Source organism: Vibrio sp. JZG10 (genome assembly GCF_054064075.1).
This window is the reverse complement of record NZ_JBSUGE010000031.1, coordinates 1-21,693: the sequence shown is the minus strand read 5'-3', so window position 1 is coordinate 21,693 and position 21,693 is coordinate 1. Positions and strand designations below refer to the sequence as shown.

Here is a 21,693-nt window from a genome sequence, read left to right as displayed (position 1 = left end):
AATTATGATTAAGGTATAGCTATGAGATTTTACAACCGCCAATCTGAACTGAAAAATTTACAACGATGGACCGACACGGCCCACCATGAATACAGCCAGCTAACTATGATGGTAGGCCGTCGACGCGTGGGTAAAACCACCTTGCTAAAGCAAGCGCTTGAAGGGAAAAATGTCTTATATCTGTTTGTTTCCAGAAAGGCAGAGCCACTGCTTGCCGAAGAGTTTACCGAGCAAATCAAGGCTCAGTTGGATCTCCCCATTTATGGCCAGCCAGATTCGCTCACAGCTATCTTGGAGATCCTACTCACGTACGCCAAATCCAACCCGATCACCGTGATCATGGATGAATTTCAAGACATCCAGAAGGTGAACGCCAGTTTTTTCTCTGACATGCAAAACCTCTGGGACAGCCATCGCCTCGACTCTCGCATGCACCTGGTTTGCTGTGGTTCACTCTACTCAATGATGACGCACCTATTTCAAAACAGTAAGCAGCCACTGTTTGGCCGTGCAGATCATCGGATCAACCTTCAGCCACTCAAACCAACCTTCATTAAGGCTATGATGAGTGATCATGGCTGTTTTAACCCTGAGGCTTTGCTTGAATGGTATTGCTTTAGTGGGGGGATCCCTAAGTATCTGGAGTGGCTGGTGCAATGTGACCCAAAGCAAAGTTTATGGCCACAGTTGATTGATGAGTTCTCATTAACGTTAGAGGAAGGCAAATACCGACTGACGGAGGAGTTTGGTCGCGAACAAAGCAACTACTTTTCCATTTTATCCGCCATTGCATCAGGTAAAACCAGCCGAAGTGATATCGAGTCGATGCTGCAGTACTCGGTTGGGCCACAGCTGAAAAAGCTGGAGGAGGAATTTGATATCATTGAGCGGATTGTCCCGATATTGAGCAAGCCTGGCGGCCGCATGGTTAAATACCAAATCAAAGATGCGTTTCTCAATTTCTGGTTTCGCTACATCCACAAAAACCAAAGCAGTGTCGAGGTAGGCAACCTGCTTTATGTTCAGCAAGTTATCGAGCGCGACTTTGAGCAATACAGTGAGGCCTGGTTAGAGCGACTTTTCAAGTCCATACTTGCAGAATCAGGCGAGTATAACCAAATTGGCACCTATTGGGAGAAAGGTAATCAGAACGAGATTGATATTGTGGCGGTGAACGATGCCAACAAGCAAGTGGTGTTTATTGAAGTGAAAAGGAACATCAAACGCTACAGCAAGACCCAGCTTATCGCCAAGTCACAAAAGCTACTGAGTAAATTCAAGGGGTATGAAGTGAGCTATCGGGGAATGAGTCTGGAGGATTTAGTGTCGCTAAATTAGGCCAAAGTTAAAGGCTTAATCTTAAACCGTTCATTGTGCTGTCATTCCTGTTGCAAAAATAAGCATATAATCACAACCAAGTTTGCTGTAGAGATGACATAAAAGCCTCCATAAATCATGACTATTGTCCTTATCGGGGCTTGGGTTTACATGGGAATAATGTCGATAATTTCTTACGATGTTCATGCGATTTCCGTGCTTGAATCCCCAATAGGTTCGTATTCCCAACCTATTGGGGTCTTAAAGCAACAAAAAAGTGTCTCACTTCTGTCTCACCGCTGAGACGGAGGCTACGCTAACGCTCTGTTAATCAAAGACAAAAAAGGATCCCCAACGATCACCCCCAAGGGTTTTGACTATTAGTTATGAGCTCTCGCTATCTTACCTTCACCCTCATAGCAATACGATTGCGTACTGTAAGGAATGAAGACTGACTCGCCGGGCTCAAGGCTAACTCGATGTTCTCCAGCCCACACGTTTACTTCGCCTTCCAAACAGAATAAGATTTCCGCACTCCGAACATATTGCGTACTCACTGTCGGCTTGACCGTTAGAATATCCAACGCAAAATCATCCACAGGTACAGGAAAATTCAATCTACCTTCCTTTCGGATTGGAGATAACTTTAACTGTTCTGGCGCTGTAGATTCAAAACGAGTGTTTGCAATTAGCTCTGGCACATCTATATGCTTGGGTGTCAAACCTGCACGAAGGACATTGTCTGAGCTTGCCATAATTTCCAATGCGGTTCCTTCAACATAAGCATGCGGCGTTTCAGCGTGCAAGAACATAGCCTCTCCCGGCTCAAGTTCCACAATATTGAGAATGAGTGGAGCTAGGATGCCGATATCCCCCTTATAATGCTGCGCAAAACTTTGACTGTAGGCGATGGCCTGTTGAGCCCGTACCGATAGGTCATCGCGCTCAAATGTCGCTTTAATCTCACTCATTGCCGCTAATTTCCTTGTTTCAGACAGTGTCATTAACGCAGTAAAGAAGTGTTGTAAGCCCTGAGAATTAGGGTGGTCCCTTAGTAATGAGAGTTCATGTTCGAGGCTAGGTATCCCGACTTCCTCAAATAGCGCTATGGTGTGCTCAATTGGTCTAAAACCGTTCATTGCTTTATAGCGAGTCAACGCATAGACCAATTCAGGCTTATGATTGGGGTCTTTATAATTGCGGTTGGCAGCAGTGAGCTCAATTCCTTGCTCGTTCTCTCGAGCAAAGCCTCGCTCAGAATTTACTTTGCTAGGATGGACTTGAATAGAGAGTGGCGTTCGCGCAGCAAGTACTTTAAATAGATACGGCAGTTCACCATATCGCATTGCCGAATAGCTTCCCAAGGCATCCTGTTGGTTTTGCTTGATAAAGGTTGACAACAAAGCGCCTGTAGACTTCAGTACTGAGCATCCATTCGGGTGTGCGCCCATCCAAAGCTCGGCTTGTGTCTGGCCATCACTATTCGCTATACCAAATAGCTCAGTCAAAGATGTATAGCTACCCCAAGCATAATTTTGAATGCAATTACTAAGTTTATAGATAGTCACTGTTGAACTCTCATTTTTATACTTGTTCATTAATTAAATACAAAAAGAGCAACGAAAGTATACTCCGCTGCTCTTTTTATTAATCGCTCTATAACTACACTTTATTCATTACGCAGCGTTGAATTAAGCGTTAAGATTACTTGTCACCATTGAAAAGATCGCGTGTATATACTTTATACTCTACATCAGACAACTCTTCCGCCATTCGGTTAGAAACAATGACATCAGCGCAAGATTTAAACTCGTCTAAATCAGTTAAAACTGCAGAATTAAAGAACTCTGACTCCTTAAGTACCGGTTCATAGACCACTACCTCAATACCTTTGGCTTTTAGACGTTTCATAATGCCCTGTATACTGGATGCTCGGAAATTATCTGAGCCCGACTTCATAATAAGACGATAGATGCCCACTGTTTTAGGATTGCGCCTTAGAACACTATCTGCAATAAAGTCTTTTCTTGTTGTATTCGCATCCACAATCGCACGGATCAGGTTATTTGGCACTTCTTGGTAGTTAGCGAGAAGTTGTTTGGTGTCCTTAGGAAGACAATAGCCACCATAACCGAAAGATGGATTGTTATAATGGCCACCAATACGCGGGTCTAAACCTACCCCTTCGATTATTTGACGACTATCTAAGCCATGTGTCTCTGCGTATGTATCAAGCTCGTTAAAGTACGCAACACGCATAGCCAGATAAGTGTTTGAAAACAGTTTAATCGCTTCAGCTTCCGTTGAATCGGTAAACAGCACATCAATGTTCTCTTTCTCTGCCCCTTCCACGAGTAAGTTTGCAAAGATCTCCGCACGTTGGCTACGCTCGCCAACAATGATGCGTGAGGGGTGCAAATTATCGAACAATGCCGTTCCCTCTCGCAAGAATTCTGGTGAGAAAATAATATTATCAACCTCAAACTTCTCACGCACAGACTTAGTGAAGCCTACCGGAACGGTGGATTTTATCACCATTGTTGCCGTTGGATTAAACTCCATTACATCAGTAATAACAGCTTCGACAGACTTAGTATTAAAATAGTTAGTTTCAGGATCATAATCCGTTGGAGTAGCGATAACAACATAGTCCGCATTATCGTAGGCTTTCTTCTTATCTAAAGTTGCTGTGAAATTCAGCTCTTTCTCTTTAAGAAAGGATTCTATCTCTGCATCCACAATTGGAGATTGCTGGTTATTCAGCATCTCGACTTTATCTGCGATCACATCTAGCGCGACGACCTCACAATGCTGCGCTAACAGCATTGCATTGGACAGACCCACATAGCCTGTACCAGCAATAGTGATTTTCATTAAGTTACATCCAAATCGTAAAAGTTCTTAGGCGATACAAAGCCAGTTTGACTAGCTTTACCATTGATTAACATTGACACTCTGCACATTAGCAAGCACTTGATCAACCAGAGTTTGAGCTCGCTGCGAAGTTGATGACTCAGCATAGCAACGTAGTTCTGGGGCATTGCCAGAAGGACGAAGGTGAATAACATCTCCTACGTTCAATGTAATGCGAAGCCCGTCGGTATAATCAACATTAGTGACCGTCATATTATTTAAGCCTAACGCCTCAACCAACAACTGCTCTTGGCCTGTCGCCTTGGAGATAATCTCTCTACTTTTCTCGGTCGCGAAGTTTTGAATTCGGTCACTGTCTGTAAATCGAGGAGCAAGAGCACTGACAAGTGGAGCAATTCCACGGTCTTTCGCCCCAGCCAACAGCATTAGTGCCGGTAGTACGGCATCGCGTGTTGGAAGAGCCTTTAACAGTTTGCCGTTAATCTCGACATCACTTCCGAGTAAAAAGCCTCCATTAGCCTCAAAGCCTGCGATAGCTTGATAGGTTTCCGACAGTTCAGAGAAAGCTTCGATAACATACGGCGAACCAATTTTTGTCCTCAACACCTTTTTGAACTTGTTCGACGATTCAATCACGGTATTGCAGCTCACAGGGATCGCCAAAGCCTCTACCTTCATCATCTCTGCACATAGCAACCCGAGAATGTCGCCGCGTAGCCACTCGCCATGTTCATCGGCAACTAAAGGTCTATCACCATCACCATCGGTAGAGAAGATAAAGTCTAGCTTATGTTGAGCAGACCAAACACGAGCTTTCTCTTTATCAACTTCAGCAACAGCCTCGGTATCAATCGGCACGAATTCGTCGGCACGCTCAAGCGACACAACATCCGCGCCTAGCGCTTCAAAAAGGGGCTGATAAAGATCTCTTCCAGCACTAGAGTGCTCGTAAATACCGATGCACTTGCCGTTCAGCACCTCTTTGTCAAACAGGTCTGTGTATCTCGTAACATACAGCTCCGCAGCTTCGTTTGAGGCTTTCAAAGGTTGCAAACTAGGGAGTTCGAATTCCACTTCAGCACTCAAAATCGCTAGCTCGTCAGCTTTGGTAATTTCACCATCTGGACGATAGAATTTAATGCCATTGCGATCGAAAGGTATGTGACTACCTGTAATCATTATGCTTGGGACAGATGCTTGCATCGCTGCGTAAGCTAGTGCTGGTGTCGGGAGCACGCCGAAATAAACAGCCTTTAACCCCATTGATTTGATCGCGGCGATCGTTGCCTGAGCCATTGCAGGGCTGCTTGGGCGATTATCGATTGCTACAGCTACAGATTGAAATGGGAACTCATCCTTAATACTATTTATGAATGCACAAGCAAAGGCCGCGCAAACTTCTGGGCTAAATTGCTCAACCAAACCGCGAGCACCACTCGTACCAAACTGAATGCCAGAATCACCGATAACTTTAGAAGTGCAAAACATTATCGACTCCCTTTAAGCTTCTCAACTACCAAATCAAACAAAAATATGGGCATAGACACAAAAGTTCGTCTCCATAGTCGTCTCGGCTCGCCAAGCAATCTAACCAACCACTCTAAGTGCAAATCCAACCAAAGTTGGCGTGGTCGCTTCACTGTACCTGCATAAAAATCGAATACAGCCCCAATTCCCGATATCATTTTTGCACTTACTTCTGATGAAATACTTTCAATGAGTTTTTCTTGTTTCGGGGCAGTCAATCCAACAAAAATAACATCAGGAGAGAACGCGTTTATAGCTTGAACAAATGCCTGCTTGTCTTCATTTGTAAAGTCACTTTTATAAGGCGGGGATAGCGTCTCCACCTTCACGCTTGGAAACTCAGTGCTAATTTTCTCATTAATACGTTCGAGAACCCTCTCAGTACTTCCTAAAAAGAAGACTTTCCCAGACCTATTTTCTAGATTTCTCATAGTCTCTAAAAAAAGGTCTGCTCCAGCAATTTTTTTGATATCAGAACCATGAAGTAATTTAGCCGCGAGCACAATACCGCTGCCATCAGGAATGAGCTCATCAGAACTTATCAATGCACTTTTGAAGTCAATATCCTTTTTTGATTCCACATAAGAGTGCGGATTTATAGTATTAACCTTACTCAAACCAGATGTAGACAAAGCATCCGTGACGACATGCTCCACCTTCTTTGAAGTAACCTGATATCCGAGAACACTTATCGCTTGAGTCATTAGTATCCTACCTCATACTCTTCCAAACGCACTATGTCATCCTCCTCTAAGTAGCTACCTGAGCGAACTTCTATCAAATGTAAATCAACTTTCCCAGGGTTCTCTATGCGATGTGGAGCTCCTAGAGGAATATACGTAGACTCATTTTCACTCAATAGGTAACTCTTCTCTCCATTGGTAACCTTTGCCGTACCTTCCACAACAACCCAGTGTTCAGCTCTGTGGTGGTGCAATTGAAGAGCAGTTCTCTCTCCAGGTTTTACTCGCAAATGTTTAACGTGGTAACGATTACCATTGGCAATCTCATCATGCGATCCCCAAGGTCGATACACCTCTCGGTGCTGCAGTGCTTCACTGCGTCCCTGCTTTTTGAGTTGATTGACTATACTTTTTACATCTTGAACTTTGTCTTTATCAGCCACTAAAATCGCATCTTTTGTTTCGATGACGACTAAGTTATCCACACCCACGGTAGACACGAGTTTGTTTTGAGAATAGATGTAGCTATTAGCCGTTTGCTCAGTTAACACATCTCCGCTGGTGACGTTTCCATCACTGTCTTTATTCAACACTTCCCACAACGCATTAAATGAACCAACATCACTCCAACCAGCATCCATTGGTACCACCAAAGCTCTGCTCGTGTTCTCCATTACGGCATAATCCACCGACTCGTCTGCACAGACCAAAAAGGCAGCTTCGTCTAATCGAATAAAATCGAGATCATTCCGTGCTCCCTTCATTGCCGCTTCACACGCTTTAAGGATGTCTGGACGAAACTCTCTAAGTTCTTGTAGGTAGCGAGAAGCCTTAAACAAAAACATCCCACTGTTCCAGTAATACTGACCACTATCCAAATAGTCCAACGCTTTATCTAAACTCGGCTTTTCCACAAACTGATCAACAGAGAAGCCATCGCCGATTTGCTGTCCTTGTTTTATGTAGCCGTAACCCGTTTCTGGTTTATGGGGGACGATGCCGAACGTAACCAACTCACCAGCATTAGCTGGCTGTATAGCTTTTTGCACCGAACCAATAAAAGCAGAGGGATCCTGAATCACGTGATCAGCGGCTAAAACAAGCAACAACGGATCTTCACCTTGCTGCGTTGCCTGCAATGCTGCCAGTGCGATAGCTGGTGCAGTATTTCGACCGACAGGCTCTAAAATAATGCCACTGCACTCAACAGATAGCTGACGTATTTGTTCTGCCACCAAAAAACGGTGCTCGTCATTACAAATCAGAAGAGGATTTGAATGCTCTATACCATTGAGACGCTTCATGGTCTCCTGCAGCATCGTCAAATCACTTGCCAAACTAATAAATTGTTTGGGAAACAAGCTGCGAGAGAGCGGCCAAAGACGACTGCCTGAGCCGCCGGCCATAATTACTGGAAGGATCATTTCTAAGCCTTTGAAATATTATAGGTAAATAACACTACTAGAGTATTACCGACGCTGTTTAATTTGTAGTTTTAAGGAAATGCTTATTGCCAAGTTATATAATTGTGGCTCGCTACTTAAAGTACGCTTTTGTGTTGTCATGTACATTGTGAGAGCTAAGCAACTCATCCACATCCCACCAGCGATAATCACAATGTTGCTCTGAAGGGAGTTCAGCGAGCTCACCATTCCAACAAACTTGATAGCCAAGTACTACATAATGCGTAGAGAACGTATTTCCACTGAAATTATCTTGATATAAGTGCTCGTAGGGGCCAATAAACTGCGCCTGAGAGAGCGCTAGGCGCTCTCCAAGTTCTGTTTCCGTCAATCGGTTATAGGCAAGGTCCAATCTCTCGTCCTTTTGAATCCGACCTCCCGGGACAAACCAATAACCTTGAGCTGGGCGGTTGTTACGATAACCAAGTAAAACTTGTCCTGCATTGTTTTTTACAATGAGGTCAATAGATACCAGTGGTGTAGAGGCAACGACGGTTTTGAAAGTCTCAAGATCTAGCATAACTACTTTCTGAAATTATCTTGATTCTGAAGGAACCATCGGTAAGTCGTATTCAAACCTTCTTCCAAGCTAACTTTGTAGCGCCAGCCGAGGCTAGCTAAACGTGATACATCCATCAATTTACGAGGCGTACCATCTGGTTTTGTGGTGTCGAAAGTAATCTCACCCTCAAAACCCACCACCTTAGCCATTGTCTCGGCCATTTCACGGATAGTGCAATCCACACCGGTCCCCACATTAATGTGGGACAACATTGGCTCCGTGTTGGAATTGTAGGTTTCATCGTCAAGCTCCATCACATGCACTGACGCTGCCGCCATATCGTCCACATAAAGAAACTCGCGCATAGGTGTCCCAGTGCCCCAAACAACCACTTCCTTATCACCATTTAGCTTAGCTTCGTGGAAACGACGCATGATTGCGGGAATGACATGAGAGTTTTCTGGATGGAAATTATCATTAAGGCCGTACAGGTTCGTTGGCATCACTGAACGGTAGTTGCGCCCATACTGGCGGTTGTATGACTCACACAACTTGATACCTGCTATTTTTGCAATTGCATAAGGCTCGTTGGTTTCTTCCAATATTCCGGTCAACAACGCCTTTTCTGTCATTGGTTGCTCTGCAAACTTAGGATAGATGCAAGAAGAACCAAGGAACAGCAGGTTTTGAACATCGTTAGTGTGAGCCGCATGAATGATGTTACTCTCTATCATTAAGTTCTGATAAATGAACTCAGCAGGGAAAGTATTATTTGCATAAATACCGCCTACTTTTGCTGCTGCTAGGTAGACTTCAGTAATGTTCTGCTCAGCAAAAAATTCATTCACTGCTGCCTGGTCAGTCAAATTAAGCTCAATTGACGTGCGAACGATTAATTCAACATCATTGCGCTTTTCAAGCTGACGAACAATCGCAGAGCCCACCATGCCGCGATGTCCCGCAACAAACACTCTTTTTTTGTTTTGCTCTGTCATTTCGATTAGTTCTCTACTGAAATAGCAACATCAAAGCCGTTGGCTTTCAACAGAGCGTGTTGTTTAGCTTTGTTGACGTCCGCCTGAACCATTTCAGCGCACATGTCTTCAACGGTGATCTCTGGTACCCAACCCAACTTCTCTTTCGCTTTAGTTGGGTCGCCTAAAAGGGTTTCAACTTCAGCTGGACGGAAAAACTTCGGGTTTACCTTCACGATCACATCACCAACAGACACTGAAGGAGCTTTATCTGAGTCAACGGAGACAACTGTAGCGATCTCATCGACACCTTCACCACTGAACTCAAGTTCAATGCCTGCTTCTTGTGCTGACATGCGAACAAACTCACGAACGGAAATCTGTTTACCCGTTGCAATCACAAAGTCATCCGCAACATCTTGCTGAAGCATCATCCATTGCATGCGAACGTAATCTTTAGCATGTCCCCAGTCGCGCAGTGCATCCATGTTGCCTAGCTGTAGGCAAGACTCTAGGCCTTGAGAAATATTCGCTAGTGTGCGAGTAATCTTGCGTGTAACAAACGTTTCACCGCGACGAGGTGACTCGTGGTTAAACAAAATACCGTTACATGCATACATGCCGTACGACTCGCGGTAGTTAACCGTAATCCAGTATGCATACATCTTTGCAACGGCATATGGGGAACGTGGATGAAACGGTGTTGTCTCACGTTGCGGTATCTCGCGAACCTCTCCATAAAGCTCAGATGTAGACGCTTGATAAAAGCGAGTTTTTTTCTCAAGGCCATTAATACGGATAGCTTCGAGAAGACGGATAGTACCCATGGCATCAACATCAGCCGCGTACTCTGGTGATTCAAATGAAACGGCCACATGGGACATCGCACCTAGATTATAGATTTCATCTGGTTGAATCTCTTTAACTAGGCGAATTAGGTTTGAAGAGTCCGTCAAATCACCGTAGTGGAGGTGAATTTTGTCACTGTTTTCAATCGCGTTATCGATACGCTCGGTATTAAAAGAGGATGCTCGACGGATAAGGCCATGCACTTCATATCCTTTTTCAACAAGAAACTCGGCAAGATACGACCCGTCCTGACCTGTGATACCTGTTACGAATGCTACTTTTTTACTTATCATACAAAATACCAATCAAATTACTTTCGAAAGCTTTTAAGCTATATTTATTCATGTACGTACATCTCGCTAGCTCCCTAGCCTCTCTGGTACTATAGTCTTGTATTAGTCTCTCAATGCCTTTAACTATATTCGGGATATCAACTGTCGCTAATATGAGTCCAACATCGGGGTCTACTATAGAGGGAATTCCGCCTACATTAGAGGATAAAACTGGAATACCACAAGACAAAGATTCCAACAAAACAAGTGGGAACGCTTCTTTTGAATATCTTGTGGGGAGCAATACAAAATCTGAATTATTTAATAGTGCCTTTTTGCTTTCTCCTTTTACTATGCCAGCATAGGTTACATAGTTCTCCAGTGATTTTGATTCGACAAAATCCTTGAAGTATTTTTCATCTTCTTGTGAACCCCATGACCCGGCAAAAGTAATTCCTATCTCATATTTGTCTTTCAATATATCTATAGAGCCCAATATTTCTCGATACCCTTTGTCTTTCATAAGATTTGAAAGATATAAAAGTTGGACCTTATTACCATTCTTCGGAAAAGAATCACCTGAGAAACAATACTGGTCAGCAACACCATTGTTCAGAACCTTCAAACTATTCAAGTCAATTAATCCTTTAAACTCTTCTTTAAGTTCTTCTGCTAAAACTATTGGGATAGTGTTTGAAAGAAAAAATCGACTACACCTACGAAAAAAAAATGAATTATTCGAGGAAATACCTCTCGTATGATAGTGAAGATATATTTTACAGGAATTCATAGTCTGATAAACCTTAAGAAAAAGCATCAACACCAGATCACGATAGAATGCCACCCCGTTAGGAGACGCTGTAAAATATATAACACTCGGTTTAAAACTAAATACACATAAAGTTACTTTAAAAAGCAATTTCATAAAAACCATTAACTTTCTAAAATTCACCTTACCTATGTCCTCAATAGTTTCAGATGACTCTAGCTTTATAAACTTCGGCTCAAACTTACTATTAATTGCGTCGCTGGAAACTATTATATCACCAACCACTGAAGCACCGTGAATAGGAGGAGAGGTATGTAAAATGAACAGCGCCTTACTCTTTTTCATGAGCAAGCTCCTTAACAGCAATAATTGAATTCCTAGCACTAATCTTTGACATCATAGTATAGAGCTCTTGACTATTTAACTTATCGACTCTAATGACATTTTTCCCACAATTTCTATCCGACATAATGTCAAATACTTTACCATCTTTACCTATCTGATAGTCGATACCTATTACATTATTAGCATTTTGAGACAAAGCAAATATACAGCCATGAAACCTCATAGAAACAACCACATCACATTTTTTCAAGAAACATATTAGAGCATCAACACCAGGTTCTCCATACCATATATTCAATTCGATCCCAAAAGGTTTCAGCTTATTTTCTAACGTTCTACATGGAATATAGTCAGACATTCCGTAATGGTCAGCGTTCATTGGAAAATAAACAAAACTGACGTTTCCCTTTAACTCTTGATAGAGCTTACCACATGAATCAGCAAGTTCGTTTAAATAGTTTTCTTCTATTTTTTCAACATCCAACCCACTGCCAAAGGAATACTTACTCCATAAAGGACGTAAGTTAATAGCAACAACTAACTTTGACCTATCATTTATTTCATTGCACTCCAAAAAGGCCTTTTCTTCGTTTGTATAAAGAGAAGGACTTACCCTACTGTATAAATAATCGAAAGCTGGGTCGGTACCCAACTCAACCTCTGTAGAGAAATCGTTGAGCGCATCTCTTTTGGCTTTATCTGTTCTCAGTCTAGTATAATCAGATATCTGTAATAATTGCTTCACAAAGTGTTTACTTAGTGTCGTTTTCAAAGGACCTAAGCCCGCCCCTTCGATAGAGAAAGGGATGTTTTTTTTCGCGGCAGTGTAAACTGTTCTGAGGTGTAATAGCAAATTGAGTGGAAGTTCCATCAACGGCCCACCGCCGTATATAAGAATATCATAGTCAGAATATTTGGATATTTCTTTTTCGTCTATAACTACAATCTCGAGTGGCAAGTCTAAAGAATCAACCCACCTCTTAGTTCTATCAGGACGAAAACTAGCGACATATACTTTATGCATACGAACATATCGTTTCATTGACCTCAATATCACACCACCTAATATAGCGGCATCACCTACATGCTCACCACCATACGCTCCTATGACAAGGGCACTTTTAATCTTAGATGGAGAAATTACATTTTTTCTCGTGCTTTTTTTTAAGAGTGAAACCTGTGTCAATAGAGCTAAAAGTTTTGTGACTTTGAAACCTTTATCCAATAAATTTGGCAATTTTCTAAATCGCCTTCTAAATACATAGCTAAAAATCTTAAAAACTGGCCAAGGACCAGATTGGTCATGCAGACAATGATTACAGTCTTTTTCTATTACAGATTTTCTTACATTAACTTCGGTATCAGACATTAAATTACTTGAACTGGCGGAGTCTGCAATCACCTTATCACTAACACTGCATACGTAAACACTCCCTCTCGAAGTCAACAAACAACCATTGTTTTTAAAAGAGCATGGCATGCTCCTACTAGAAGCTCTACCCGATATTAACGCCTTGGAAATCTGTTCATAATACAGACCTCGACCAATAGACCTTGTTACATTGTGTAGAGCTTCTGATTCAAAAAAATCAGCTAGATAACTAGCAGCTTCGCTACTTAATTGAAGTCCTCCGATAACATCGGAGTTCTTTAACCTATCAATTGGGACGGCTAAACGAAATATAACGTCGCTACCGGTATTCTGAGCCAGATGTAAGACCGAGTTTACATCGAAAACGTTAATGTTACTCAAAGTACATTGGATTTGTACTGGTATCCCCAATCCTTTCGCTATATTAATGGTCTTGAGCGCTCGCTCATAGGCAAGTTTTGTGCCTCTGACAAAATTATGTTTATCTTTAGAACCATCTATCGAAATGTTGAGAGAGAAAGGTATACTTTTAGAGTCACATATCGCTTTAATAAGGGGGAGAAACCTTGACCATCTATTGAAATGGAAGCCGTGAGATGTAATAGATAACGAACGTAATTCAGGCCTTACTTCTACAATAGCTGAAACACACTCGACCAAATCCTTTCGCAACGTAGGTTCACCGCCTGAAATACCAATATGTTTCAAGTTTGAAAAATAGTCTCTTCTCAAATTATTTGCTATCTCCGCAGGAGACATTTCAGACTCTATGTTATTTTTCCATACATTACACATGACGCATCGTGAGTTACAGTTTTCTGTTATGGGAAAATTAAGAAGCTCAGGTCTTCTACCTTTCTCCACTTTATTTTGTGTGTAGATTGAAACTAAATAATTGAAGATTTTATTTAACATTTTATTTCTCAAAAAAATTCACTATACCTTTAAAAAAGTTATCGGCCATTATCTCGGTCGTATACTTTTCACTACTTAATTTTGATCCTTCTTTTAACGATGTTAGAGTGTGCTCATCATTTAGAAGTGAAACTATAGCATTTGAAAAGCTATCAATACTTTTTGGAACCATTAACCCATTCTTACCGTGTTCTAGATAACTGACTTCTGGACTATGGAATCTATAATCGGTAGTTAGGATAGGCTTTCCTGAAGCAAAAGCATCCAAAATACCTAAACCAACCAATCCAGGATTCAATACAAGATCGCAAATTGCAAACGATATGCTCTTTTCTAAACCAAAGGCTGCTCCTAAGTATATCAACCAATCTTCTTTCGCAGATTTGTTTTCAATATATTCACGATCAGGGCCATCGCCTAAGATTATCAACTTAAAATTAGGTATTTTTTGTCTAGCTTTTTCCACGCTAGAAATCAAAAAGGGCAACTCTTTTTTATCGTACAAAGAACCGCAAAATAGCCCAACGTAATCGTTCTCTCCAATACCATGAACTTTTTTAAACTCACTAATTGCAATTCCACTCAACTTATCTATGTTATTTGATAGCCCTTTCGTATCAATACTATTGTTAACGTTGGTAATTATCGAATTAGAAACACCACTCTCAATAAGAAAGCGTTGTGTCATAGCTGTATATGCAAACCACCAATTTACTTTCTTCAGTAATGCTCGTTTAAATCTTTCTTTAAAACCATAGTTATCACTTTGAAGGTTTTTACCATGCCCCCAATATGCAACTTTGTTTCCATTAATACTTCTTAAAGCAAGAAGAAGATAATTTATAATGTTCTTATTTGCTTGCTCAACTATAATCAAATCGTAGTTTCTAGATAAAGCCAAGGCATTTTGATAGACAACTTTTCCTTTGAAAAAACTATATCCTCTGACTAGTTTTGAAAAACTCGGGTCAAGTCTAGAGTTGTCCTTTTTACTTAATATATTTTTATCATTCAATTCGCTATATACAACTAACAATTCGACCCCATGATCCTTTAACTTCTTATTTAATCTATTGTAGAAATCTAATCTATAGTGTTTAATAGTTTTTTGAATTATTAGTACTTTCATTCTGATGTTGGCCATAGACTGTTAATTCGCTCATAAATACAAACAAGATTCTGATTCAGAAAAACTTCAATAGTACTTTCTCTACCATAATCCCAACCTGAAATACTGACTCGGTAAGCAAATAAAGCAAGTAGAATCAAAAAGCAGGTTAATTTAAATATTATACTGGTTTTCACATCTAGTTTTACCGTCGATAGTAAAACAAGAAACAATATTGGTCGTATAAAATCCAATAAAAAATAGAGCCTCAAAAAAATCAACTCTGTTCGATAGAAAGTAATTAGAATTACAGCAATAGCTAGTACCAAACAAAATAAACTACTATCACTATCACCGGACAATCCACGTCCATCTCTAAACAAAAATACACCAACAGCTAAAACTACTAATGTAACATCAAATATCAGCAAAATAGTAGAGACTTGACCAGCCGAAGTATCACCATCTCGACCGAGAATCGTAGAAATATATCCACTAATTAAAAACAAAAGGATAGAGACGAGTAGTGATACTGTTATGGTTATTCTCTTTGTTGTCTTCTTTGCCAGAAATTGTATTAAATTAAACGCCACCACAACTGCAATCGAAGACATATGTATCAATGGTGGAACGACTATAAATAGTAATTTGAATAGCCACTTTCTCCCATCTTTTGCGCTCACATAAGATGAATAAAGATAATACATTACAGAAACAGAAAGGTACTGCCTTATGATATGTCCTGTTAATGAAAAGGTCACACCAAGGAATATAACTGATATAATAATAATAAAGTTTTTATTATCATTTACGTAATCTTTAGACAGTCTAAATGTCGCTATTAACGTAAGAAAATAAATAATAAAGACTGACAGAAAGGTAAATAATGTGCCTGAAGCATCGATTTTGGATACAAGAAATGAATAAAGCCTAAATATGAACTCGGATTCTCTTATATTGTAGTATCGATAATAAATAATATCACTAAAATTGAGGATAGACAGGTTGTGAATATATTCTCTATATACAGCCGCATCTGATATAGGTAACTTTGTCAGATTAACAAGAGATAAATAGCACCCTATACAGAAAAATACTAGCAATAAAAAGCACCGTTTTTTAATATAATCACTAAAATAGGACATAGTTAAAACGGCTAGAAAAGGTTGAAAAAAAACAAGGCTAAGGATTGCTAAGACTACTAGAAATACTGACATTTTAAATTTATCTTTTGATAACCTTTTTATATAACCAGTAAGCAAACTTATATAAATATGGGAATTCGTAACAATATGGTAATTTCTTGTTATTATAAGAAATACAATTTATTTCTGCCTCATGGGTTAAGGGGGATTTATTCACATCGGCGATAGCATTTAAAAGTTTTGAACTATTCTTCTTCCAATCAATAGTTTGCAAGGCTCTTTTACGAATAGTCTCGGTGTTGTCCTTATATAAATCTCCGTTATCTATAATCTCAACTAAAGCCTTAGTTAAATCAGCTATTTCAACCTCGTTTTGGGGCCAATAATAACCATCATCCCGACAAAATAGCTTTTGAACCCTGATCGTTCTATCAAGATCTGAGCCAACGAACTCGTTCATAGGCCCATCATCTGGTACAACGATAGCCATGCCACAACTTATAGCTTCGGCTACTGTCAAGCCCAAACCATCAAGACGGCTAGGATACACATAGACATCACCCAAGTGATACAGTCCTGGTGCTGTTACTGTTTTATCAATCAATCTAATTGTTTTTTTGTTTATAGCAATCTCAAATTGATCGTAACAGTAATCTGGTATGTATTTTTTGAAGTCTTCTTTAGTAAATTGCGTATGGATAATGAGCTCAGAACGTGAAACGTGCTCTTGATCCATGTTTAGAAAAGATTCAACTAATAAATCAGTACCTTTTCTGTAAGGGTTCATACCACAGGAATGAAAAAAACGCAGATTAGGACTATGTTCTCTTGTCTTGGAACAATCAAACGTTTTCGTATCAGTACCCCAAGGAATGTAAATTGGATTTTTGTGATTCTTAAACGCTTCTAGATGTTTTTTTGTGTTACACAATAAAAAATCATATGCATCAAAACAAGGAATCATCGACTGAGTGTAGTAATCTACATATGCACCTACTTTTATACCCTCATTCTTACAAAAGAGTACTGGCTCAAACCAAGATTGCTCGTTAAAAATTACAGTTTCAATATTATTGCTTTTAACCCAGGCTTTAAACTCGTCTAGATTTACGTATAATTTGTAGGGTATTGAATTATTTTGCTGCCAGTAGACTTCGCTTCCATTCCAATTACTATCTTCCTTAGCATAAGATTCGCCTCCTCTTGCATAGATAAATACTTGAGCACCTTGTTCTTCTAGTGACTGCTTATATTGTCTTGAAACATAAGCCGCTCCCCTTTCGAACCAAGTTGTAACAATCCCAATATTCATTTTTAAAATGTCCTATATTTGATGAGGTTAACTATCATCTTGAAGTTCATAATCAGAGCTAAGATCAGTGTCAAAAGATATATTCTTATCGAGTATTCATTTTTGTACTGTAAATACAAAACAATCATTGGTAGATGGAACACTATTATATCTCGATATCTTAATATTCTTTTCCATACAATAGCGCTTGCTAATGATCGAAACACAAAAAATATATAGTAGCTCAAAGCTAAAGAAAGTGCTGCACCATATAGCCCATACATGGGAATTAATAAGTAATTCAATAAAGCGCATACAAAAATAGTGAGGAACGAAATTAACGCAGCAAACTTTGTTCTTTCAGAGAACAGCACACCGACATTAGTGATTTCAGACATACAATAATAGACCGGGTATAGAAGTAATACCGGGATTAACTTAATAGAAGACAAATATTCGTTAGGTAATATTTTATGAGTATAGTTATTTAGAAGAACGAGAGTTAAGTATATTATTACCATTGCAAGGGAAACTAATCCACTCACATTCCTAAAATAGAGTATATCTTTTTTTTCAGAAAACCATTTCATAGCTAATGGTGTCCAAATAACCGATATGATTTGTTGCACTATTAAAGCAGTTGCAGCAAACCTAAATGCATTGACGTAAACTCCTAAGGCATCTAGATCTAGAAAGTGCTTAATCATTATCTTGTCAACACTCGACATCATCCAAATTATGAGTAAAGAAAAAACTAGGGGAATAGAATAACTATATAGTCTCTTTATATATAATAAATCATATTTAACCTTATTAATTCCAATACTGATATTGCAATTTACTTTCCTAATATAGATGGCAAAATAAATTGTCAAAGAAGCAATGCTAAATATATACATTGAGATCGCATTTATGATTGAATCATGCTGACCTATTGCAAAATACAATATTAACGAAAGAATTAAAAATGACAGTTTCTGATAAACTTGTCCAACAGAAAATAGAAAAGACTCATTTTCCATTCTAAGTATAGTCGTTTGAATCTTATTGTAGATAATAACACCACCACCAATCACTAGTAAAAACATGAAAAGCAATGAGCTTTCATCTATTAGTCTCAGGCTTATATCTTTATAAAACATTAAGAGCAATATAGAACCAATTATATAAATCATAAATGGCCCCACTAGCGAATTAGTTATCAGCTTTCCTTTATCTTCACTTTCATAGTAATATCTAATTATAGCTTGCTCAATTGCTAATCCACATGTAATAAAAAAAAGTTGCGAATAAACTAAATATAATGAGTAAACACCTAACTCTCTTGTTCCATACACCCAAGGCAATACTGGAACAGTAATTAGCCCTATTACACCTGATAATGCTGTTCCTATAAAGTAGTATTTTTTACTTTTACGATTCATCAGAGCTAGCTAATCTTTCAAGTATTCTTTTGCATGCTTTACCATCACCATAAGGGTTATGGGCAAAACTCATAGCCTCATATGCTTCTTTAGTTGTCAACAACAGGTTTAACTCTTGTGTAATAGCTTCAATGCTAGTACCGACCAACTTTACTGTACCTGCTTCAACTGCCTCTGGCCTTTCCGTGGTATCTCTCATAACTAACACCGGCTTCCCCAGCGAGGGGGCCTCTTCTTGTATCCCGCCTGAGTCCGTTAAGATAATATTCGCTTTCGTCATCAAATAAACAAAAGGAAGATACTGTTGAGGCTCTATCAATAGAATGTTCTCAACACCAGCGAGGATGCGATTAACCGGTTCTCTTACATTTGGATTCAGATGCATCGGATAAAGAATTTGAACGTCTTTATGTTCTTTAGCTATTCTTGCCAAAGCTTCACAGATTCTTTCAAAGCCTCCACCAAAACTTTCTCTTCTGTGACCTGTAACCAAAATAAGTTTCTTCGACTCATCTAGGAAATTGAATTCTTCAGACAACGTTGCATTCAAGTCCGAGTTGTTTTGGATTTTATCTTGGATCAACAACAGCGCATCAATAACGGTATTACCTGTGACCTGAATAGATGAAGGCTCGAAATTCTCTCGAAGCAAATTCTGTTTTGACGTTTCTGTAGGAGCGAAATGGTAGCGAGTAAGGACACCGGTTAACCGTCGATTTGCTTCTTCTGGCCAAGGTGAGTATATATTTCCGGTACGAAGACCTGCTTCTACATGGCCTACAGCTATCTGCTCATAGTAAGCTGCCAGACTTGCTGCAAACGTAGTTGCGGTATCACCGTGAACGAGAACTACATCAGGCCTGAACTCTTGTAAAACAGGTTTCAGCTCTTGTATGATACGAGCGGTTACGTCGTTTAATGATTGTCCTGCTTTCATCAAATTCAAGTCATAATCTGGTGTGATCTCAAAAAGCTCGAGAACTTGATCAAGCATTTCTCTATGCTGAGCTGTTACACAGCATTTTGCTTCAAAGCGCTCATCATCATTTAGAGCATGAACAAGAGGTGCCATTTTGATGGCTTCTGGACGCGTGCCGAAGACCGTCAATACTTTTTTCTTAGCCATAATATTTGCCACTTTTACCGTTGTAGGAAGTTCGTGTCCCTTAGAACTGAAATTTGAACTTGATTTTTTGTCATATTAGATCTCAGTGATAGCTAACAACTGAGACACTTTTCATTCATTTTGAGACAGTCTGTTTCACCTATCTCATTGTAATTCATTGTTTTTGTTGTTTTTCTTATACCCGCCCCAATAGGCTTTTTTTTTTTTTAACTTTCTACTTAGACGTAAACTGAAGTCCTAAAGTATGAAACAGTTTATTGAACCAAGAAGAAATGCGCCAAATATGGCTAATTACCGAAAAATAGCATGCAAACAAAATCAAGAAAGCAACAAACATTATTGATTCACTAATGCCAACAAAATCAGCCCATAAACCTACCGCAGCACAAATTGATGCCATCGAACAGATGAAAATTAACGTAGCACCTGGAGAAAGCCCAATACGCTGACAAATATGGTGTAGATGTTCTCTGTCTGGTTGGAATGGTGACTGACCTTTACGAATACGACGGATCATAATGGTTGCCATGTCCATCAATGGTAAGGCAATTAACCACAGAGCAGTGACTGGCTTGAAAGCTACAGCTCCTGGTTCTTGCGTGCCACGAATCAGCATCCAGACCACGGTAAAGCCGATAAACATACTGCCAGCATCACCCATAAAGATCTTAAAGCGACGACCAAGTGGGAAACCTAAGTTCAGGAAGATGTAAGGAAGCATCGCAGTCACGACCATTAAACAGATCGTGGCTAAATATTCGTTTCCGTTGTAGGCAAATACAATACCTAATGCTGTAAAGGTGACCGAGGCTAACCCTCCCAGCAAGCCGTCTATACCATCAACCATATTAAATGCGTTAATGGCCCCTATTACCGCAATCACGGTGATCACCGCGCCAGCAACTTCATTCAGGGCAATGGTTTCGCTTCCCATTAGATAACCTAAATCGTGTAAGCTGTGGCCTCCGATGTAAATCATCGCAAAGGATATTCCTGCTTGGATAATAAGGCGAATTTTGAAACTTACATCGTAATAGTCATCTAATGCGCCGAGCACGATGAGTACAGCCGAACAAGATAAGTAGAGTGATAGGTTGTCATTCATTGGTAGAAACAGAAGGAACCCCACCAGTATGGTAGAGAAAATGGAGATCCCTCCTACAAGTGGCACCACACCTTGGTGAAGCTTTCTTGCATTGGGTTTATCTACTAGACCTACGCGCTTAGCGATCTTGCGCATAACAAAAAGTAGAACGAACGACAAAATAAATACAAATAAATATGCATTATTCATGATAGCCAACTGTGTTATTAAATAAGTTTGAGGTAAATCTATAACGCATCCGACTGATTCCCTTTACGGATTCCATTGCATCACAGGTCCGATACTGCTGATTCTTTTTCGCTCATATCTGAATAAGCCGAACCTAAGAACAAGCAGGTGATTTTTTGGCGTGACAAAACCACATTAGACAACATGGGTTGTAACGCACAGCAAACGCTAATTTTTAATATTGAATATGTAAGTAACTGAGTTCCACCGACACTAGCTCGTGACGGTCATCGGTTCTCTGCCTTTATAGGCAGGCCAAATACAAAGCTGAATACACTAACTAACGGTTTGGGCCGGTAGTTATGTACTTCTATAAACCTAGTATTTCAGGGCAAGATTACGAAAGCCCTTGCCCTGCAAGGACTAACGATAAATAGCTCGAATTTCGGTTGGCCTTTCGCTGC

The 21,693-nt window shown here is 39.9% G+C and carries 17 protein-coding genes; 1 reads left to right on the top strand and 16 read right to left on the bottom strand.

The features are described 5' to 3' along the window. The first annotated feature begins 21 nt into the window (after positions 1-21). Entirely contained in the window at positions 22-1,338 is a 1,317-nt protein-coding gene (locus tag ACWYVB_RS22595) for an ATP-binding protein (protein ID WP_457530255.1), read from the top strand. 359 nt (positions 1,339-1,697) lie between these two features. Here ACWYVB_RS22595 and manA read toward each other — a convergent pair whose 3' ends face one another. The 16 genes from manA to wecA all read right to left on the bottom strand — a co-directional run bounded on the left by manA (position 1,698) and on the right by wecA (position 21,250). After that, complete coding sequence (gene manA, locus ACWYVB_RS22590; RefSeq protein WP_457530253.1) at positions 1,698-2,885, bottom strand: mannose-6-phosphate isomerase, class I; 1,188 nt, start codon at positions 2,883-2,885, stop codon at positions 1,698-1,700. Between the two features lie 136 nt (positions 2,886-3,021). Next, positions 3,022-4,191: a nucleotide sugar dehydrogenase gene (locus tag ACWYVB_RS22585; RefSeq protein ID WP_457530251.1), complete on the bottom strand. Its 1,170-nt coding sequence runs from the start codon at positions 4,189-4,191 to the stop codon at positions 3,022-3,024. 57 nt (positions 4,192-4,248) lie between these two features. After that, the gene (locus ACWYVB_RS22580; RefSeq protein ID WP_457530249.1) at positions 4,249-5,679 is read right to left on the bottom strand and encodes a phosphomannomutase; all 1,431 of its coding nucleotides are present in this window, start codon (positions 5,677-5,679) and stop codon (positions 4,249-4,251) included. After that, a complete protein-coding gene (locus ACWYVB_RS22575; RefSeq protein WP_457530247.1) occupies positions 5,679-6,422 on the bottom strand; it encodes a WecB/TagA/CpsF family glycosyltransferase in 744 nt (247 codons plus the stop codon). The genes ACWYVB_RS22580 and ACWYVB_RS22575 overlap by 1 nt, the downstream gene beginning before the upstream one ends. After that, positions 6,422-7,825 carry a mannose-1-phosphate guanylyltransferase/mannose-6-phosphate isomerase gene (locus ACWYVB_RS22570; protein WP_457530245.1) on the bottom strand — a complete coding sequence of 468 codons (1,404 nt, stop codon included), beginning with the start codon at positions 7,823-7,825 and terminating at the stop codon, positions 6,422-6,424. Before ACWYVB_RS22570 ends, ACWYVB_RS22575 begins: the two co-directional genes overlap by 1 nt. A gap of 112 nt (positions 7,826-7,937) precedes the next feature. Then, positions 7,938-8,384: a GDP-mannose mannosyl hydrolase gene (locus ACWYVB_RS22565; RefSeq protein WP_457530243.1), complete on the bottom strand. Its 447-nt coding sequence runs from the start codon at positions 8,382-8,384 to the stop codon at positions 7,938-7,940. Positions 8,385-8,386: 2 nt separating this feature from the next. Next, on the bottom strand, positions 8,387-9,361 hold the full coding sequence (fcl, locus tag ACWYVB_RS22560) for a GDP-L-fucose synthase (protein WP_457530242.1): 975 nt from the start codon (positions 9,359-9,361) through the stop codon (positions 8,387-8,389). Positions 9,362-9,366: 5 nt separating this feature from the next. Further along, entirely contained in the window at positions 9,367-10,482 is a 1,116-nt protein-coding gene (gene gmd / locus ACWYVB_RS22555) for a GDP-mannose 4,6-dehydratase (RefSeq protein ID WP_457530240.1), read from the bottom strand. After that, the gene (locus tag ACWYVB_RS22550; RefSeq protein ID WP_457530238.1) at positions 10,472-11,575 is read right to left on the bottom strand and encodes a glycosyltransferase family 4 protein; all 1,104 of its coding nucleotides are present in this window, start codon (positions 11,573-11,575) and stop codon (positions 10,472-10,474) included. Before ACWYVB_RS22550 ends, gmd begins: the two co-directional genes overlap by 11 nt. Then, positions 11,562-13,862 carry a polysaccharide pyruvyl transferase family protein gene (locus ACWYVB_RS22545; RefSeq protein ID WP_457530236.1) on the bottom strand — a complete coding sequence of 767 codons (2,301 nt, stop codon included), beginning with the start codon at positions 13,860-13,862 and terminating at the stop codon, positions 11,562-11,564. Before ACWYVB_RS22545 ends, ACWYVB_RS22550 begins: the two co-directional genes overlap by 14 nt. A gap of 1 nt (position 13,863) precedes the next feature. Next, positions 13,864-14,991 carry a glycosyltransferase family 4 protein gene (locus tag ACWYVB_RS22540; RefSeq protein ID WP_457530235.1) on the bottom strand — a complete coding sequence of 376 codons (1,128 nt, stop codon included), beginning with the start codon at positions 14,989-14,991 and terminating at the stop codon, positions 13,864-13,866. Further along, on the bottom strand, positions 14,988-16,115 hold the full coding sequence (locus ACWYVB_RS22535) for an EpsG family protein (RefSeq protein WP_457530269.1): 1,128 nt from the start codon (positions 16,113-16,115) through the stop codon (positions 14,988-14,990). The genes ACWYVB_RS22540 and ACWYVB_RS22535 overlap by 4 nt, the downstream gene beginning before the upstream one ends. A 79-nt stretch (positions 16,116-16,194) precedes the next feature. Then, entirely contained in the window at positions 16,195-17,427 is a 1,233-nt protein-coding gene (locus tag ACWYVB_RS22530) for a glycosyltransferase (protein ID WP_457530233.1), read from the bottom strand. Between the two features lie 2 nt (positions 17,428-17,429). Further along, positions 17,430-18,830, bottom strand: a complete 1,401-nt coding sequence (locus ACWYVB_RS22525; RefSeq protein ID WP_457530231.1) for a lipopolysaccharide biosynthesis protein — start codon at positions 18,828-18,830, stop codon at positions 17,430-17,432. Beyond that, positions 18,820-19,956, bottom strand: a complete 1,137-nt coding sequence (gene wecB / locus ACWYVB_RS22520; RefSeq protein ID WP_457530229.1) for a non-hydrolyzing UDP-N-acetylglucosamine 2-epimerase — start codon at positions 19,954-19,956, stop codon at positions 18,820-18,822. Before wecB ends, ACWYVB_RS22525 begins: the two co-directional genes overlap by 11 nt. 214 nt (positions 19,957-20,170) lie before the next feature. Further along, the gene (gene wecA, locus ACWYVB_RS22515) at positions 20,171-21,250 is read right to left on the bottom strand and encodes a UDP-N-acetylglucosamine--undecaprenyl-phosphate N-acetylglucosaminephosphotransferase (protein WP_318119360.1); all 1,080 of its coding nucleotides are present in this window, start codon (positions 21,248-21,250) and stop codon (positions 20,171-20,173) included. Between the last annotated feature and the right edge of the window lie 443 nt (positions 21,251-21,693).

Coding starts and splice junctions, on each gene's coding strand:
- gmd (WP_457530240.1), bottom strand. CDS start 10,482: ATGATAAGTAAAAAAGTAGCATTCGTAACAGGTATCACAGGTCAGGAC.
- ACWYVB_RS22580 (WP_457530249.1), bottom strand. CDS start 5,679: ATGTTTTGCACTTCTAAAGTTATCGGTGATTCTGGCATTCAGTTTGGT.
- ACWYVB_RS22565 (WP_457530243.1), bottom strand. CDS start 8,384: ATGCTAGATCTTGAGACTTTCAAAACCGTCGTTGCCTCTACACCACTG.
- ACWYVB_RS22525 (WP_457530231.1), bottom strand. CDS start 18,830: ATGAATCGTAAAAGTAAAAAATACTACTTTATAGGAACAGCATTATCA.
- ACWYVB_RS22575 (WP_457530247.1), bottom strand. CDS start 6,422: ATGACTCAAGCGATAAGTGTTCTCGGATATCAGGTTACTTCAAAGAAG.
- ACWYVB_RS22595 (WP_457530255.1), top strand. CDS start 22: ATGAGATTTTACAACCGCCAATCTGAACTGAAAAATTTACAACGATGG.
- ACWYVB_RS22585 (WP_457530251.1), bottom strand. CDS start 4,191: ATGAAAATCACTATTGCTGGTACAGGCTATGTGGGTCTGTCCAATGCA.
- wecA (WP_318119360.1), bottom strand. CDS start 21,250: ATGAATAATGCATATTTATTTGTATTTATTTTGTCGTTCGTTCTACTT.
- ACWYVB_RS22540 (WP_457530235.1), bottom strand. CDS start 14,991: ATGAAAGTACTAATAATTCAAAAAACTATTAAACACTATAGATTAGAT.
- ACWYVB_RS22570 (WP_457530245.1), bottom strand. CDS start 7,825: ATGATCCTTCCAGTAATTATGGCCGGCGGCTCAGGCAGTCGTCTTTGG.
- ACWYVB_RS22530 (WP_457530233.1), bottom strand. CDS start 17,427: ATGAATATTGGGATTGTTACAACTTGGTTCGAAAGGGGAGCGGCTTAT.
- fcl (WP_457530242.1), bottom strand. CDS start 9,361: ATGACAGAGCAAAACAAAAAAAGAGTGTTTGTTGCGGGACATCGCGGC.
- wecB (WP_457530229.1), bottom strand. CDS start 19,956: ATGGCTAAGAAAAAAGTATTGACGGTCTTCGGCACGCGTCCAGAAGCC.
- ACWYVB_RS22545 (WP_457530236.1), bottom strand. CDS start 13,862: ATGTTAAATAAAATCTTCAATTATTTAGTTTCAATCTACACACAAAAT.
- ACWYVB_RS22535 (WP_457530269.1), bottom strand. CDS start 16,115: ATGTCCTATTTTAGTGATTATATTAAAAAACGGTGCTTTTTATTGCTA.
- ACWYVB_RS22550 (WP_457530238.1), bottom strand. CDS start 11,575: ATGAAAAAGAGTAAGGCGCTGTTCATTTTACATACCTCTCCTCCTATT.